The organism is Streptomyces sp. NEAU-174 (assembly GCF_052665095.1).
This window is the reverse complement of the sequence record NZ_JBQTCE010000015.1, coordinates 281,007-297,553: the sequence shown is the minus strand read 5'-3', so window position 1 is coordinate 297,553 and position 16,547 is coordinate 281,007. Positions and strand designations below refer to the sequence as shown.

Sequence of the window (16,547 nt, the reverse complement as noted above, 5' to 3'; positions counted from 1 at the left end):
CACTTCCCTCGGTCCGGAATGCTGAACGCTATTGGCGGCGGCAGTCGTAACTGCCTTGCAAAGTACTTCCGTCGGGGAAGGTGAAGCTCGTGGTGTCCTTGAAATGCCCTGGTCCGAGCACCTGGTAGTCATCCTTGAGGTCCAGCTTCACGCCCGTCGTCTGCCCGGAGGCATTCGGTGTGATCACCTGGGTGAGGGGCCCCTTGAATATCAGGTGGCCGTCCTTCCAGCCGGACGAGGTGTAGTTTCCGGAGGAACCCCAGTTGTCGTGGTACTGGGTGATGAATGTCCCGTCCACGGGATTCCAGCCGAAGGACGAACGGCCGACCACGCTTCCGGGTTCGAGCGTGGCGTCCGTGTAGAGGTAATGCCCGCCCAGGGCCCGCTTGGTGTTCAGCTTCAGCACCGCCGGCTTTCCGCCCGGCGGTGGGGTGTAGTCGCAGGTGTAGGAGCCGAGCAGAAAGTCCAGGTCGCGGATCTGCGGGGGAGCGGGGAGCGGATTCCTGCCGCGCGGCGGTTTGGCTCTGGTATCGGGCTCGGCGTTCACCGGGGAGACGGTGAGCGCGATCAGGCTCACCGCGGCCACGCCCACGACACCGGCCGGGACCTGCCGGGTCCACCTCCTCCGCCGCGCCGTGCCCCGCGGTTCCCGTTCCTCCGAGCTTTCGGTACGCACACTCGACTCCCAACCGTCAATCGGGCGCTGACCTGCGGCTGAGCCGCCTCCTCTGCGGCCTGTCCGGATACGGCGACCATCATTTGTGCCGCCACCAAAGTGGGTCTAACGCCCGGCTTGGTCTCCTCCCGGACGAGACGTGGCATCGCATGAGCCAACGCATGAGCCCACGCATTGGCCATCGCATTAGCCCAGCTTTAGCCCGCCCACCGACCATGAATGCCGACCATGGCGACGAGGAGGATGACGATGAGCGGCTGGCCGGAGCTGGAGAAGTACATCGATCGGGCGCCCACCTCGAAGGAGATGATGGCCTGGATCGAACTGATCGTCAGCCAGGGCATTCGCCGGGCGGGCTATCCGGCGGACGGCTGGACCGAGGAGTGGGCCGCCGAACAATTCCGGGAGACGGGCCTGGCGGACGTACGGCTGGAGCCGTTGGACACGCCCATCTGGCGGCCGCGGTCCGCCGCCTTCGAGATCTGGCCCACCGACCGGCCCGATGAGGTCATCCGCTTCGAGGGACTCGCCCTGCCGTACACCACCCCGACCGAGGGCACCGAGGGCCGGCTGGTGCGGATGGAGGACGGGGAGGTGCGGGGCTCCATCGCGGTGCAGGAGATCGGCTTCACCCGGCTGCCGCAGACCGAGGTGCAGGCCCGCGCCACCGGCTCCTACGACCCCGAGGGCGTGTTCCCCGACCTCGTCCAGACCGTGCCCTTCGACCTTCCCCATGTGCTGGACTTCGACATCGCCATCAAGGACGGCGCCACGGCCTATGTCGGCCTGCTCACCGGACTGCCCTGGGAGACCAGCGACTTCTACTGGCCCTATGACGCCGAGCGGCGCTCCATCCCGGGCATCTGGCTGAGTGGCAAGGACGGGCAGCGGGTCCGCGAGCTGATGGCGTCGGGGGAGTGCGAGGGCCGGATCGTCTCCGATGCCACCATCACGGAGGAGACCACCCACAATGTGGTGGGCACCCTGCCCGGCGCCTCCGACCACTGGGTGATCGTCGGCTCACACCACGACGGTCCCTGGGCGTCGGCCGTGGAGGACGCCTCCGGGGTGGCGCTCGTCCTGGCGCAGGCCAAGTTCTGGGCGTCGGTGCCGCGGGAAATGCGGCCGCACAACATGCTGTTCGTGCTGACGTCGGGCCACATGGCGGGCGCGGCGGGCACCCAGGCGTTCATCGCGGCGCACCCCGAGCTGTTCCCCCAGGTCGTCCTCGAAATGCATCTGGAACACGCCGCACGCCAGGCCGAGGTGGTCGACGGGGAGGTCGTGCCCACCGACGACCCCGAGGTGCGCTGGTGGTTCACCACCCAGGCGCCCCGGCTGGAGCAGCTGGTGGCCGAGTCGCTCGCGGCGGAGGACCTGCGCCGCTCGTGGATCCTGTCGCCGACCGCCTTCGCGCCGAACCCGGCCACCGACGGCGCCTACTTCTACTACACGGGTGTGCCGCTGGTGCAGCTGATCACCACGCCCATGTACATCTTCGATCCGCGGGACACCCCGGACAAGGTGGACGAGCAGAGCCTGGTGCCGCTCACCAAGGGCGCGGCGCGGATCATCGCCGGTACGGCGGGCTGTGAGCCCGACACCCTCCGGGTGCCGATCCAGACCGCGGCCGACGGGACGGAGTAGGACCGCCGGCGGAGTAGGACCGCCGACGGAGTGGCACCGCCGAACGGGGACGGCCCGCCGGGTTCCGGCGGGCCGTCACCCGTCGCCCTACCGGCGACCCGACAGCCGGCACAGCGCCTTGGCGGTTCGGTGCGGATCGCTCTCGGAGCGGGCGGTGAGGACGACCGCGCCCCGCCGCTCGGCACCCTTCTTCGCGGTCACGGCCACCTCCACAGCCACCGAGCCACCGGCCCTGGCGGTGGCGAGACGGTTGGGCAGCCAGGCGGACCAGCCGCGGCCGAAGGCCCTCGCCGACAGCCGGTAGACATCCGAGTCCACCGACGTGGCCGGAGCCGTCGCCCGGTCCCCGGTGGTGCGTCCGGTGTTGTCCAGGTCGAAGGTGCACACGGCCCGGGAGCGGGAGGGATCCCCCTTGGCCTCGCCGCGGTGCAGGGCCACGCCGCGGCGCTGCGGTCCGGCGCCGTCGAGGGATTTCACGGCGATGGTGTACGAGAGCACTCCGGACCTGTCGCGCTTGAGGTCGAGCACATAGAAGTGCAGCCGGTTGGCCCGGTCGAGGTACTCGTACTGGCTGCCGGAGTCGGCTCCGGCGTGGAAGAGGGCGTCGCTGAGCTGCCGGTAGTCGCCCATGGTGATCTTCTGGTCGGTGCCGTCGGGCCGCCGGAAGTCCACCAGGTCGATGTCCTCGGGGTGGGCGTCCACCACCCAGGCGAACGGTGCCCGGTCCTTGTTCTTGGTCTTGGCCAGCAGCACCCCGTGATCCGGGGTGAACGAGTCCATCCCCATCCGGTCGACGACCTCGACGGTGTAGTTGTCGTAGCCGCCGCCGTCACACAGCGGGTCGGTGCCGTTGTCGCACGGCTCCGACAGATCACTGCCCATGGTGATGTTGACCCCGGAGAGCCCCTTCTCGCCCGGTGGCGCCGAGCGTGCGGTGACCCGGGCGACGACGAGGCCGGAGCCCTTCAGCGCGTCGCGGTCCAGGCGCAGCACGTTCTTCTCGTCCACGATGCCGAGCTTCAGCTTGTCGCGCAGCACATGCTGGGAGCCCATCGAGCCCCCGGCCGTGGCGGGGATCCGCCAGCGGGTGTGCGGCCCGCCGGGGCCGTTGAAGGAGCCGCGGGAGAGCATGCTCCAGATACCGGTGTACGAACGGCTGAGGGGGGTGCCATACGGGTTGTTGTAGTTGTCCCCGATGCCCAGGATGTGGCTGAGCTCATGGGCGTACACGGCCATGCCGGAGCTCTCGGCCTGCACCGACGACCCGTCGGCGGCGTTGGGCCAGATACGGGCGGCGGCCTGCCAGGACGTCCACGGCACATAGCGGGTCCGGGCGGAGTTGTCGCCCGCGGCGGCCGGTGGCCCCCAGGCGGCGGGTACGTCCGGTGCGCCCGGGAACTTCATCGGGCCGAACTCCTGCCAGGTGGACGACTCGTCCTGTCCGGCCGTGAGATAGAAGACGAAGTCGAACGAATCCGCCTTGTCGGCGCCGACATCGGCCACCCAGGCGGCCTTGCCGTCCTCCCGGATGTCCTTGCCGCAGGTGTCCCCGGCCGGGCAGGCGCCCGGGTTCATCGAGTCCTCGACGCCGTACTGATAGGACTTGCCGGGCATGCGGTACACACCGAAGGCGGTCAGATCGACGCCGATGCGGCCGCCGGAGTCCTCCATCCAGTACTCGTTGATGGTGTGCCCGTTGTTCAGCGGCCCAGGTGTGTTGAGGAAGTCCTGGTAGAAGCGCGGAAGGCGGTCGCGCGGAACGTCGGAGGCGCTCGGCTGCGGATTGCCGAACAGGGTGGACCCGGCCGGCCGGCTGACCGTGAACTCCTCGTCCGGATAGTCCAGGAGCACCAGCGCGCCCTTGAAGGTGCGCCGGGTGGGCTCGACGGCGGGGTCCGCCCAGTGGGTACCGGGGACCGCGCGGTAGTCGGCCCAGGTCATGTCGTCGGGGTTGCGCCACTGCTGCGGATCGATCGGCCGCACCAGCGACGGCCGGGCGGGGCCGGCCGACGGTGTGCCGTCGGGGGTGGCCCGCGCGGGTCCGGCGGCGATGGCCGCCGCGGTGGCGAGGACGGTGGCGACGACGGTCAACCGGCCGACGGGTCTTCGGGGGAGGATCAAGGCTCACCTCGTGTCGGGCGTCTCGGAGCTCAGACATGACAAGCCGTGCGAGCGGTATGCCTACCGCTGCCCAAAGGTAGGACGGGGAAAGGGGGGACGCCAGAGTGCCTCGGGGCGCCGGAGTGCCTCGGGACTGCCGTAGTGCGACGGGACCGGAGTGCGTCGGGACGCCGGTCGGAAAGCGCGATAGCGTGTACCGGCCAACGGGAGCTGCCGCCGCCTGGGACTTCGTCAGCACAACCCGGGAACAGCCCACCCCGGAAGGCGAGGTGCGCTCGCGCCCCGAGGTGCGTCCGCGCTCGCCCGAAGCCGGGCACCGGCCCTCCCTCCCGTCCGGCGCGACTCGTGGATACCAGCACTAGGAGCCCTCTTGACCAGCCCAGAAGAGCGCATGGCTGACCTGCTCAAGACCTTCGGTGAGCCTGCGGCGAACACCGCGTACCTGCTGTGCGACAGGCACCCGGACGACGCCGTCGCGTTCACGGTGGTGGGCAAGGACATGACCGGCCATGACATGACGTACGGGGAGCTTCGGGACCGTTCCTCACGCATGGCCGGTGCCCTGGCCGCCCAGGGAGTCGGAGTGGGCGACCGCGTCGCCACCTTGATGGGCAAATCCGCCGAACTGCTGGTCGCGAGCCTTGCGATCTGGCGGCTCGGGGCCGTCCAGGTGCCGCTGTTCACCGCGTTCGCCCCACCGGCCATCGCGCTGCGGATCACGGGTAATGACACCAAGGTCGTGATCACCGACGCCGATCAACGTCCCAAGCTGGACCCGGAGTCGGGCTTCCCCGGCGAACGCCCCTGGCGGATCGTCACCACCGGGCCGGTCACCGGGGCCGATCTGTCCTTCGCGGAGCTGGCCGAGGGGCACGACCCGCTGTCCGAGCCGGCGGCCGTGGGCGGCGACGGGCTCATCGTGGAGCTGTTCACCTCGGGCACCGCGGGCACGCCGAAGGCCGTCCCGATCCCGCTGCGGGCGGTCGCGGGCTTCGCCATGTACCAGCAGTTCGGCCTGGACCACCGGCCCACCGACGTCTTCTGGAACGCCGCCGACCCGGGCTGGGCGTACGGCCTGTACTACGCGCTCATCGGGCCCCTGGCCCTCGGCCAGCGCGGACTGCTGCTGAACGGGCTGTTCTCCGCGGAGTCCACCTGGGAGGTGCTCTCCCGCTTCGGGGTCACCAACTTCGCCGCCGGGCCCACCGTCTACCGCAAGCTGCGTGCCTCCGGCATCCCCGCCCCCGCCGATCTGCGGCTGCGCTGCTGCTCCGCGGCAGGCGAACCGCTGCCCCCGGACGTCGTCGACTGGGCGCTCGAGGCGCTCGGCGTGCCCGTACGCGACCACTACGGCCTGACCGAGCTGGGCATGGTCATCGCACACGCCTGGCACCCGGCCCTGCGCGAGGAGATCAAGCCCGGCTCCATGGGCCGTCCGCTGCCCGGTTGGGAAATGAAGATCCTGCGCGAGGACACCAACTCCGCGCAGGCCCGCGTGGACATCCCCGGCCGGGTCGTGGTGGACATCGCCAACAGCCCGCTGATGTGGTTCAAGGGCTACCGCGACGCCCCCGAGCAGACCGCCGAGAAGTTCAGCCCCGACGGGCGCTGGTTCTACACCGGTGACACCGCGGCCCGCGACGAGGAGGGCCATCTGTTCTTCTCCGGGCGCGGCGACGACATCATCCTGATGGCCGGTTACCGCATCGGCCCCTTCGAGGTGGAGACCGTGCTGCTGGAGCACGCCGCGGTGGCGGAGGTCGCCGTGGTCGGCGTACCGGACGAGGAGTACGGCGAGGTCGTCGAGGCGTTCGTCGTGCCGCGCCCGGGGATCGAGGCGGGCGACGCGCTCGCGGCCGAGCTCCAGCAGCTGGTCAGGGAGCGGTACGCCAAGCACGCCTATCCGCGGCAGGTGCACTTCGTGTCCGAGCTGCCGAAGACCTCCAGCGGTAAGACGCAGCGGTTCCTGCTGCGCCCGCAGCAGGCCGCACCGCGGAGCCGCTGAGCCGGCCCGGCTGAGGTACCGGGCACCACGTACGCCCCGGCGCCCCGTGTACGTACACGGGGCGCCGGGGCGTTTCCGCGGTTTTGAGGTGTGGCCCCGCGACCTGCCCCGTGACCTGGCCGCGAGGTCAGCCGCGGGACCGGGACAGCGCCTCCCGTACCGCCTCCTCGGTGCGCCCCACCACCGCCGAACCGTCGTCCGCCGTGATGATGGGCCGCTGGATGAGCTTGGGGTGCTCCGCGAGCGCCGCGATCCAGCGGTCCCGGGCGCCCTCCTCACGCGGCCAGTCCTTCAGCCCCAGCTCCTTCGCGGCCGCCTCCTGGGTCCGGGTGATGTCCCACGGCTCCAGCCCGAGCCGGTCGAGCGCCGCGCGGATCTCGTCCTGGCTGGGTACGTCCTCGAGATAGCGGCGCACGGTGTAACCGGCGCCCTCCGCATCGAGCAGGGTGAGCGCGCTACGGCACTTCGAGCATGCCGGATTGATCCAGATCTCCATGTGGCACACGGTACCGCGAAAGCGCCTTGGAACGGTCTGACCAGGGGCCTTTGTCAGTACCGGGCCGTAGAATGGAGGGAGTTGAAGGGAAGGTTTCCCGACCAACTCAGGAGGTTGCCGATGGCCGTTGCCGGACCCCCTCTTCAGGATCTTCCGACCTTTCCGACCCTGCCGAAGAAGCGGATGCCGGCCGGGCGCCCGCGTGAGTGGTACGAGTCCCACAACCGCCGTCTGAAGGCGATGCGCCTGGCCATCGCGCTGCTCAACTCCGGTGTCTACCGCCCCGAGCAGGCGTCCAACCGCAAGATACGGTCCACGGCCGCCCGGATCGGGGTGCATCCGCCGTCCAACACCACCTGCCGGATGGTGCGCTCCCTCATCCGCACGGACCACACCGACCGCGCCGCCCGCGGCTGATACCCGTAAGGTCCGCCACGCCTCCGGCTCCTTTCCGCTCGGCGGAAAGGAACCGGAGGCTTCCGGGAATCGCGCGGTGTCGGCCCGGACGGGAATTGAGGGACGAGGAGTGGCGGGGAAATGTGCCGCGGAGAGCCGCGGTGGCCGTTCCCGGATATCCGGGCCGCGCGGACCCTCGGCGGGTTTCTCTGCACCCCTCTCCGCCTCTCCCCGTCCCTCTCCGTCCCGCTCCCGTTGCGAGGAGGCAGGCGCGGGCGCACGCTCTCCTTGACGGAGGGAGTCAGCGATGACCCAGCAACCGCCGTCGGAGGTGGTCGACCGCCCGGTCGTCGGCTCGTACCCGACCTACGCCGGCGCCCAGCGCGCGGTGGATTTCCTGGCCGACAACAAATTCCCGGTGGAGCATACGGCGATCATCGGCTCGGACCTCCGGATGGTCGAGACCGTGCTCGGGCGGCTGACCAGGGGGCGGGCGGCGCTCGCGGGTGCCGGTACGGGGGCCTGGTTCGGACTGCTGATCGGGCTGCTGCTGTCCGTGTTCGCGGCGGGCGCCCACAACGTGATCGTGCTGCTGGTGAGCGGTCTGGTCTACGGCGCGGTGTTCGGCGCGATCTTCGGTTTCGTCGGGCATGCCATGACCGGAGGGCAGCGCGATTTCGCGTCCCGCAGCCAGATCGTGGCCGCGCGCTATGAGGTGGTCGCGGACGCCCAGGTCGCCGATGACGCGAAGAACATGCTGGCCAGGCTGGCGATGCGGGAGGGGTGAGCGGTTCCTGGGGGCTTTCGGGGTCTGCGCGCACACCCTGGGCCACCCCGACCCATTGTTCTGCGGATATAGGCCGAACCGTGTGTAAAGCGCCGGTACGTCCCACGGAACAGTCAACACTTGGCAAAAGCGTCGTAACGCCAAGGCCAAGAAGCTCGCTGATGGTGTTGCGAAGAGCCAGTCCACCGAGGTCGCCACCTTGCGGACCCTGCTCGACCGGCTCTGAGCCCCGTCACGGCTCTGAGCCGCGCCACACCCCGCCCTGGGTCCCGCGGTCCCTCTGTACGGCCCGGGGCGGGCCCTGGGGTGCGCTCGGAGCGCTACATCCCAGGAGCGCAGCCCAGGAGAGGCGGCAGCAGCGGTAAGCCCACCGCGACCGCCGCCAGCACGCCGCACAGTGCCGGATGCGGACGCCGCCGGGCGTCCAGCATCCGCCGCAGCCGGACCACGGCGCCCGGTCCGCCGACGGTGAAGGCGCCGCCGGGGGCATGGGCGCCTTGGCCCGCCGCCATCGTGCAGAGGGCGGAGACGAGCGCCTGGCGTGGGTGGCGGCGCAGCGCGCGGTCGTCCGCGGCCATCTCCAGCAGAAGCGCCGTCTGCGCCCTGGCCTCGCGCGCCAGCGGCAGCCACCGGAACGCCCGGGCGAACGCCTCCGTGGCCGCCAGCGCCAGATGGTGGCGGCCCGCGATATGCGCACGCTCATGCTCCAGTACGGACTCCAGCTGCGCGGGGGAGAGCAGCCGCAGCGCGCCCGCGCTCACCACGATCCGCGGCCTGCGGCCGGGCAGGCAGTAGGCCGCGGGCGTGTCATGGTCCAGCACGGTGGCGCGCAGCCGCGCCGAGCGTCGGCCGACCATGTCCAGCACGCTCCGGTGGCGGGCGCGGACGCGCCGGGCCCGCAGCACCTCATGGCCGAAGAAGGCGAGCGCGATCAGCGCCACCGAGGCCGGTGCGGCAATGGCCGGAACGCCGACCGGGCCCGTGCCCGGGATCCGGGCGTCCGGCGTCAATCCGCAGAACCGGAGCAAGCCGGACATTCCATTATGAAGATGCCAAGTTGGGGTGACGAGGTGATAAGTGGTCAGAGCCAGCGCGATGGTGAACGACAGGACTAACCCATGCCAAACGGCAACCGCCAAGGCGGGGGCGCGATGCGGCCAGGCGCTGCGCGCCAGCGCCTTCGGGGCCACTGAGCCGGCGACGGCGGCGTAGCAGGCCAGGGCGAGGGCGGCCGTCACGCCTTGGTCCGCCGCCCCGCGGTCCGCAGGGCCTTGCGCAGCGCGCTGACCTCCTCGGGGCCCATCTGCTCGACGAAGTGGGTGAGCGCGGCGGAGCGGTCCTCGCTGGTGCCGAGGGCGTCCTCCATCAGTGCCGCGGTGTACTCCTCGCGGCTGCGGACCGGTGAGTACACCCACGCCCGGCCCTCCTTGGCGCGCAGCAGCCAGCCCTTGTTGTAGAGGATGGAAGCGACGGTCATCACCGTGGTATAGGCGACCGGACGGTGCTCGTTGATGTCGTCCACGATCTCCCGCACCGTCGTGGGACGCTGCCAAGCCCAGAGGCGGTCCATGATCTCCGCCTCGAGCTCCCCCAACCGTCGCATGGACGCTTCCTTCCGCCGTTAGTACGGAGGCCCATAGTAGAGACCCCTCGGCGGGGCGTCGCACCCGGCTGTGGAAAAATCCTCAACTCGCCCTGCCCGCGATAGGCTTGACGCCACGCGCATTCAAATCCGCACGGTTCGAGGGAAGGGAAGTCCGGGTGACTGGTCTCAACAAGGGGCTTCAGAAAATCGAGGTGGCGCTCAAGTGGGATCCGAGTCCCCTCGGTGAGCCGCCCCATGATCTCGACATCGTGGCCGGGACGTACCGCGCCGCCGATCCGTACGGTGCGCCCGCGTACCTGGTCCACTTCGACAGCCGCTCACCGGACGGCACCATCAACCTCAACAGGGACAGCCGCACCGGTCAGGGCCTTGGCACCGACGAGTCCATGACCCTCGAGCTCGAACGGCTGTCGTCCGAATACGCGCGGGTGGTCGTCGGGATAACCATCCAGCAGGGTTCGGGACGTAAGACGTTCGGGGATGTCCCGAACACCAGTGTCCGGATTCTCAATGGATACACCGAACTCATGACGAGTGACTTCACCGGTGTCTCAGAAGCCACTTCCGCCACGGTCGCGGTATTCACCCGGGACGACGCGGGGGAATGGGGAATTCAGAGCGCTATTCGTGGATTCGACGCGGATCCCGAGGGCTTTGGACAGCTCATGGGCAAGGACTATTCCTGAGCGCCCGGGCGGCGACTTCCCGGGAGCTTCCCTGAAGGCCGGGCCGCCGGAGCCGATGCGGCGCGGGGCCCGCACGATCGCCGTGCGGGTCCCTCGCCGATTCCGGACATCAGGTCAGATATCGGATCAGGGCCCGACCGGCGGACGGCCCGGAGCGCGCGGCCCCCGGGTGAGGGTGTAGCCGCCCACCCCGGCGAGCGCCGCCAGCGCCGCGCCGATCACGGTCCACACCCAGCGGTCCGACCACCAGCCGGAGCCCCAGCCGTCCTCCGGCTCGGCGACCGCGTGCGGGACCTCCCCGCCCTTGTCGTCCGCGGAATCCGCGGAATCCGAGGCCGTGTCGTCGTCCGGCGGCTCGGAGTCCGTCCCCGGGGCCGTTCCGGCTCGCAGCACCGGATTGAGCGGCGTCATGTCCCCGCCGTCGGCGTGCGCCCCGCCCGCGTCCCGTACGGACGCCTCGACCTCGGCGTCGATCGGCAGCCCGAGGTCCTGGGCGGGCAGATCGACGACGGTCAGCCGCACGTAATAGGCGCCCTGTAGCGGGTCGTTGGCCCAGCGCTCGGACCAGGACCGCACCTGGCGCAGGGTGCAGCTCACGGTGACCGTCCGGTCCTGCTGGGCCGCCCGGCGCGCCGGGGTGCCCGAGGCGCACGGCTGGTGGCGGCGCAGACCGTCGTAGACATCCAGCTGCCAGGTGGCGCTGCCGTGCCGGCTCGAGGCGTCGGGCAGCTTGAGCTCCGCCTCGACCTCGGGGACCTGCCCGGCGGCGGCCGGGAACACCCAGTACAGATAGTCGCCGGTGGAGGCCGCCGCGGTGGCCCGCTGACCGGGCTTGATCTCGGTGGCGGTACGGAAGCCCGTCCCCGCCTCGGTGGGCGCCTCCGTGCCGCTCTTGCCGTCCGTGCCGTCCGTGCCGTCCGCGGCGGCCGGTGCGGCGGCGGTCAGCCAGGCGGCGGCGCACAGGGTGAGCGCCGCGCCGAGAGTACGCAAGGCTCGCATCAGTTGGACCTCCAGACGGTGACACGCCAGCGGGCCAGCCAGCCCCACAGCAACCCCACGAGCAGCCCGCCCACGGTGAGCACGCCCAGCAGCACCCAGCCGCGGCCCAGGCCGAAGGCGGCCACATCGGCGGGCGGATCGTCGTTGTCCACCACGTCGACGGCGAGCTCCACCGGAAGGCCCGGAGCGCGCTTGACCGAGGCGGGCGCGGAGAAGGACTGGCTCAGCTCCACGCACACCGTCCGCGCCGTCTCGTCCTCGTCGTCGTCCACGTCCGCGACCGGATAGCGCAGTCCGCTGGAGATGACGTCCGTACGGCCGCTGCCCGCCTCGCTGCCGCGCACCAGCTCCCGGCCGCCCGGGGTCACGGCCCGCACCAGCACGCCGTAGTCCGGGTCCACGGCGCGGTCCACGGCCACGCTCGCCGAGGCCCGCAGTTCCTGACCGGGCGCCACCCGCATCCGGTACCAGCGGTGTTCCCCGAAGCTCTCCCGGTCGCTGTAGAGGCCGGAGCCCAGGTACGGGGCCTTCGCGCACTGCGCGGCGCCCCGTACCGGCGTGGGCGTCTCCACGGGTGTGTCGGCGGAGCGCCGGACCAGCTGCTTGATGCGGCTGGAGAGCTGGTCCCGGTGCTGGATCGCGGTATACGTGCCACCGGTGGCCTCGGCGATACAGCTGAGCTGCTCGCGGACCTTGCGGTCCAGCGTCAGCCCGAGCGTGTCGACGACCAGGTGGGTTCCCTGGGCGGCCAGTTCCCGGGCCACATCACACGGGTCCGGCAGACCGCAGGAGTCCTCGCCGTCCGTGATCAGCACGATCCGGCGGGTCCCCTCGCCGCCGGAGAGGTCCTTGGACGCGCCGCGCAGCGCGAGCCCGATGGGCGTCCAGCCGGTCGGGCGCAGCGTGGCGACGGCCGCCTTGGCCTCGGTGCGGTCCACCTGGCCCACCGGGTAGAGCCGCTCGCTGTCCTGGCAGCCGGCCTTACGGTCCTTGCCGGGGTAATTGGCGCCGAGGGTGCGGATGCCCAGCCGCACCTCTTCGGGTGTGGCGTCCAGCACCTCGTTGAACGCCTGCTTCGCCGCCGCCATCCGGGTGTCGCCGTCGACGTCGCGGGCCCGCATGGAGCCGCTGACGTCGAGCACCAGTTCGACCTTGGGGGAATCGGGAGCCGGTTCGCCGGCCATCGCGGCCGGAGGGGATATCAGGCCGCAGGCGAGGGCCGCGAGCAGCCCCAACGCGCCTGTCGCCAGACGTTTCTTTATGATCACCGGCGCATCTTATGGAGCATCATCCGGCTGATCCAAAAGCCCGGCCACCACGGTCGGGGCATACCGCGCCGGGTGTACGGACGGTGTCCGGGTACTCCCCGGGGAGTGGACGAGAATCCGTCTGGTGTCAGCCGCGGCGTTTGCCTCCTCCTCTTAGGGTTTCACCTATGGATCTCCGAAAGACCCGGCCGAGGGGCCGGCGCCTGGTCGCCGCCGTCGCCGCCGCGGTCCTCCTCGCGGGCGCGGGCACCTGGGCGGTGGCCGCCTCCGGCGACCGGCCGGCCGTGCACCGCCAGGACCGCGTGCTGGACATGCCGGGCGCGCACATCGACACCTCGTACTTCACCGCGGGCACCGGCCGCAGGCCCGCGGTCCTGCTCGGCCACGGCTTCGGCGGCAGCAAGGACGACGTACGCGACCACGCCGAGGAACTCGCCCGCGACGGATACGCCGTGCTGACCTGGTCGGCGCGTGGCTTCGGCAGATCCACGGGCAAGATCGGGCTCAATGACCCGGACCACGAGGTGGCCGATGTCCGGCGGCTGATCGACTGGCTGGCGAAACGTCCCGAGGTGCGGCTCGACCGCCAGGGCGACCCCCGGGTGGGCGTCGCAGGCGCCTCCTACGGCGGGGCGATCTCCCTGCTCGCCGCCGGATACGACCGCCGGGTGGACGCCATCGCGCCCGAGATCACCTACTGGAACCTCGCCGACGCGCTCTTCCCGAACGGCGTCTACAAGAAGCTCTGGGCCGGGCTGTTCTTCACCACCGGCTCGGCCGACCTCGGCGGTGCCCAGGGCGACCAGGAGGACGCCGGCGGCGCGGGCGGCGGGGGGATGGGCCCGGGAGGTCAGGGCGGCCAGGGAGGCGGAGGCGGCGGGACGGGCCAAGGAGTCCAGTCGGACCCGGGCGGCCCGAACGGCGGGGGAGAGGCCAGGACGGACCAGAGCCAGGGCTGCGGCCGCTTCGAGAAGCAGCTGTGCGAGATGTACGAGCGGGTCGCGGTCGCCGGAAAGCCCGACGCCGCCGCCCGCCGACTGCTCGAGGCCCGCAGCCCGTCCGCCGTCGCCGACCGGATCAAGGTCCCCACGCTGATCCTCCAGGGGCAGGCCGACTCCCTCTTCCCGCTCGGCCACGCCGACGCCATGGCGAAGGCGATCCGGGCCAACGGCGCGCCGGTCGCCGTCGACTGGACGGCCGGCGGGCACGACGGCGGCGACCGCGAGACCTCGCGGGTGGCGGCCCGCACCGGCGCCTGGTTCGACCGCTACCTCAAGGGCGACAAGGGCACCGACACCGGACCCGCCTTCCGGATCAGCCGCACCGGTGGCATCGACACCACCAACGGCGCGGTCCAACTGCGCGGCGCCACCGGCGACCGCTACGCCGGCCTCGGCGACGGCGACCGGAAGGTGGCGCTGCGCGGACGCGAGCAGTCGTTCGCCAACCCGCCCGGGGCGGGACCGCCGTCCATCTCCACCGTGCCGGGCATCGCCGGACTGTCCCAGGCGTCCTCGCTCGGCGTCGGTCTCTCCCTCGACATCCCCGGGCAGTTCGCCCGGTTCGACTCGGCGCCGCTGGACCGGCCCCTGCGGATCACCGGATCGCCCGAGGTGAAGGTGCGGGTCAAGGCCGACACGGACGACGCCGTGCTCTTCGCCAAGGTCTACGACGTGGGGCCGGACGGACAGCAGGTGCTGCCCGAGCAACTGGTCGCGCCGGTGCGCGTCGACGGCGCGAAGCAGGGCCGTACCGTCACCGTCCGGCTGCCCGCCGTGGACCACGAGCTCATCGCGGGCCACCGGCTGCGGCTCGTGCTCGCCTCCACCGACCTCGGCTACGCCTCCCCGAACGAGCCCGCCACGTACACGGTCGGGCTCGCGGACGGCGGTCTGACGGTGCCCACCGCGCCCGGGGTGCACACCCAGCCCGCCCCGCTGCCCGCATGGGTGTGGGGGCTGCCGCTCGGCGCGGCCGTGGTGGCGCTCGCGCTGCTGCTGACCGGCAGGCGGCGTACGGCCACTCCGCCACCCGACCCCGAACTGGCCGACGTACCCCTTCAGATCACCGGTCTGAGCAAGCGCTACGCCAAGTCCGCCGACCGCTACGCGGTGCGCGATCTGTCCTTCCGCGTCGAGAAGGGACAGGTGCTCGGGCTCCTCGGGCCCAACGGCGCGGGCAAGACCACCACCCTGCGGATGCTGATGGGGCTCATCGCCCCCGACGACGGCGAGATCCGGGTCTTCGGCCAGGCCATCAGGCCCGGCGCGCCCGTGCTCTCCCGCGTCGGCGCCTTCGTCGAGGGGGCGGGCTTCCTGCCGCATCTGACCGGCAGCGCCAACCTCGAGCTGTACTGGCGGGCCACCGGCCGCCCCGCCGCCGACGCCCATATCGAGGAGGCCCTGGAGATCGCGGGCCTGGGCAGCGCGCTGGAGCGTGCCGTACGCACCTACTCCCAGGGCATGCGGCAGCGGCTGGCCATCGCCCAGGCCATGCTGGGCCTGCCCGATCTGCTGATCCTCGATGAACCGACCAACGGCCTCGACCCGCCGCAGATCCGCGAGATGCGCGAGGTGATGATCCGGTACGCCGCCGCGGGGCGCACGGTGATCGTTTCCAGCCATCTCCTGGCGGAGGTCGAGCAGTCCTGCACCCATCTGGTCGTGATGGACCGCGGCCGGCTGGTCCAGGCGGGCGCGGTCGGCGAGATCACCGGTAACGGCGGCAGTGTGCTGGTGGGCCACGACGGCGAGTTGAGCGAGGCCCTGGTGGGCAAGGTGGGCGCGCTGCCCGGGGTCGTCTCCGCCGGCCGCACCGCCGACGGACTGCTCGTCCAGCTCGACGGGACCACCCCCGCGCGGCTGCTCGCCGAACTGGTGCGGCTGGAGGTCCCGGTGACCAGCTTCGGGCCCAACCGGCGCCTGGAAGACGCCTTCTTGACGCTGATCGGAGGAGGACCCGCGTGAGCTCCCTGTCCCAGGTCACCGAGGTCGCGCCCGGCTACCGGGCCCGCCACACCCTGCCGCTGCGGGTCGAGGCCGTACGGCAGCTGCGCCGTCGCCGGACCCTGGTGATGGGCCTGGTGCTGGCCTTGCTGCCGTTCGTCCTCGTGATCGCGTTCGCCGTCGGCGGCACCCCCGAGGGGCGGGAGGACCGGGTCACCCTGATGACCACGGCCACCGCCTCCGGCGCCAACCTCGCCGCCACCGCGCTGTTCGTCTCGGCCGCCTTCCTGCTGGTGGTACCGGTCGCGCTGTTCTGCGGCGACACCGTGGCCTCCGAGGCCAGCTGGTCCTCGCTGCGCTATCTGCTGGCCGCGCCCGTGCCCCGGGCCCGGCTGCTGGTGAGCAAGCTGGTGGTGGCCCTGGTGTTCAGCGCGGCCGCCATGGTGCTGCTGCCGCTGGTCGCGCTCGCGGTGGGCACCGTGGCGTACGGCTGGGGGCCGCTGCGGATGCCCACGGGCGGTGAGCTGCCGGTCGGGGACGCCCTGGTCCGGCTGGCCCTGGTGGTGCTGTACATCTTCCTGTCCCAGCTGGTCACGGCCGCCCTGGCGTTCTGGCTCTCGACCGTCACGGACGCGCCGCTGGGCGCGGTGGGCGGCGCGGTCGGGCTCACCATCGTGGGCAATGTGCTGGACGCGGTCACCGCGCTCGGCTCGTGGCGCGACTTCCTGCCCGCGCACTGGCAGTTCGCGTGGGCGGACGCGCTCCAGCCCCATATGGAGTGGGGCGGGATGGTGAAGGGCGTCTCGGTGTCCGTCGCGTACGCCCTGGTGCTCGTCGCGTTCGCCTTCCGCGGCTTCGGCCGCAAGGACGTGGTGTCCTAGCCGGGCCACGGCCGCTGACCCGGCCACGGCCGCT

General features: G+C 71.4%; 14 protein-coding genes. 7 read left to right on the top strand and 7 right to left on the bottom strand.

Annotated features, from left to right (window positions below):
• Nucleotides 1-28 precede the first annotated feature (28 nt).
• On the bottom strand, nucleotides 29-676 hold the full coding sequence (locus ACT2CW_RS36790) for a hypothetical protein (protein WP_445519692.1): 648 nt from the start codon (nucleotides 674-676) through the stop codon (nucleotides 29-31).
• A 249-nt stretch (nucleotides 677-925) separates the two neighbouring features.
• On the opposite strand from ACT2CW_RS36790, the gene ACT2CW_RS36785 reads away from it, so the two are divergent.
• Nucleotides 926-2,323, top strand: coding sequence for a M28 family peptidase (locus ACT2CW_RS36785; protein WP_445519691.1), 1,398 nt, complete (start codon nucleotides 926-928; stop codon nucleotides 2,321-2,323).
• 87 nt (nucleotides 2,324-2,410) lie between these two features.
• Here the strand turns inward: ACT2CW_RS36785 and ACT2CW_RS36780 are convergent, their stop codons facing one another.
• Entirely contained in the window at nucleotides 2,411-4,444 is a 2,034-nt protein-coding gene (locus ACT2CW_RS36780; protein ID WP_445519690.1) for a M6 family metalloprotease domain-containing protein, read from the bottom strand.
• A gap of 370 nt (nucleotides 4,445-4,814) precedes the next feature.
• Between ACT2CW_RS36780 and ACT2CW_RS36775 the strand changes: the two genes are divergently transcribed.
• Nucleotides 4,815-6,449: an AMP-binding protein gene (locus ACT2CW_RS36775; protein ID WP_445519689.1), complete on the top strand. Its 1,635-nt coding sequence runs from the start codon at nucleotides 4,815-4,817 to the stop codon at nucleotides 6,447-6,449.
• A gap of 127 nt (nucleotides 6,450-6,576) precedes the next feature.
• On the opposite strand, the gene ACT2CW_RS36770 is transcribed toward ACT2CW_RS36775, so the two are convergent.
• The gene (locus ACT2CW_RS36770) at nucleotides 6,577-6,945 is read right to left on the bottom strand and encodes an arsenate reductase family protein (protein ID WP_020866139.1); all 369 of its coding nucleotides are present in this window, start codon (nucleotides 6,943-6,945) and stop codon (nucleotides 6,577-6,579) included.
• A gap of 120 nt (nucleotides 6,946-7,065) precedes the next feature.
• Here ACT2CW_RS36770 and ACT2CW_RS36765 point away from each other — a divergent pair, with 120 nt between their 5' ends.
• Together ACT2CW_RS36765 and ACT2CW_RS36760 are read left to right on the top strand one after the other, a co-directional pair.
• Nucleotides 7,066-7,362 (top strand): hypothetical protein, encoded by a 297-nt coding sequence (locus ACT2CW_RS36765; RefSeq protein WP_445519688.1) that lies wholly within the window; start codon nucleotides 7,066-7,068, stop codon nucleotides 7,360-7,362.
• 286 nt (nucleotides 7,363-7,648) lie between these two features.
• A complete protein-coding gene (locus tag ACT2CW_RS36760; RefSeq protein WP_138910649.1) occupies nucleotides 7,649-8,128 on the top strand; it encodes a general stress protein in 480 nt (159 codons plus the stop codon).
• 320 nt (nucleotides 8,129-8,448) lie between these two features.
• On the opposite strand, the gene ACT2CW_RS36755 is transcribed toward ACT2CW_RS36760, so the two are convergent.
• Nucleotides 8,449-9,165, bottom strand: coding sequence for a M56 family metallopeptidase (locus ACT2CW_RS36755; RefSeq protein WP_311766739.1), 717 nt, complete (start codon nucleotides 9,163-9,165; stop codon nucleotides 8,449-8,451).
• Nucleotides 9,166-9,362: 197 nt separating this feature from the next.
• Complete coding sequence (locus ACT2CW_RS36750; protein WP_037956606.1) at nucleotides 9,363-9,731, bottom strand: BlaI/MecI/CopY family transcriptional regulator; 369 nt, start codon at nucleotides 9,729-9,731, stop codon at nucleotides 9,363-9,365.
• Between the two features lie 107 nt (nucleotides 9,732-9,838).
• Here ACT2CW_RS36750 and ACT2CW_RS36745 point away from each other — a divergent pair, with 107 nt between their 5' ends.
• On the top strand, nucleotides 9,839-10,420 hold the full coding sequence (locus ACT2CW_RS36745) for a TerD family protein (RefSeq protein WP_277815353.1): 582 nt from the start codon (nucleotides 9,839-9,841) through the stop codon (nucleotides 10,418-10,420).
• Nucleotides 10,421-10,546: 126 nt separating this feature from the next.
• Here the strand turns inward: ACT2CW_RS36745 and ACT2CW_RS36740 are convergent, their stop codons facing one another.
• A complete protein-coding gene (locus tag ACT2CW_RS36740) occupies nucleotides 10,547-11,419 on the bottom strand; it encodes a hypothetical protein (RefSeq protein ID WP_445519687.1) in 873 nt (290 codons plus the stop codon).
• Nucleotides 11,419-12,687 (bottom strand): VWA domain-containing protein, encoded by a 1,269-nt coding sequence (locus tag ACT2CW_RS36735; protein WP_164426606.1) that lies wholly within the window; start codon nucleotides 12,685-12,687, stop codon nucleotides 11,419-11,421. The genes ACT2CW_RS36740 and ACT2CW_RS36735 overlap by 1 nt, the downstream gene beginning before the upstream one ends.
• A gap of 167 nt (nucleotides 12,688-12,854) precedes the next feature.
• On the opposite strand from ACT2CW_RS36735, the gene ACT2CW_RS36730 reads away from it, so the two are divergent.
• Both ACT2CW_RS36730 and ACT2CW_RS36725 read left to right on the top strand, forming a co-directional pair.
• Nucleotides 12,855-15,653, top strand: coding sequence for an alpha/beta fold hydrolase (locus tag ACT2CW_RS36730; protein ID WP_445519686.1), 2,799 nt, complete (start codon nucleotides 12,855-12,857; stop codon nucleotides 15,651-15,653).
• Nucleotides 15,654-15,658: 5 nt separating this feature from the next.
• Complete coding sequence (locus tag ACT2CW_RS36725) at nucleotides 15,659-16,513, top strand: ABC transporter permease (RefSeq protein WP_445519703.1); 855 nt, start codon at nucleotides 15,659-15,661, stop codon at nucleotides 16,511-16,513.
• Nucleotides 16,514-16,547 lie beyond the last annotated feature (34 nt).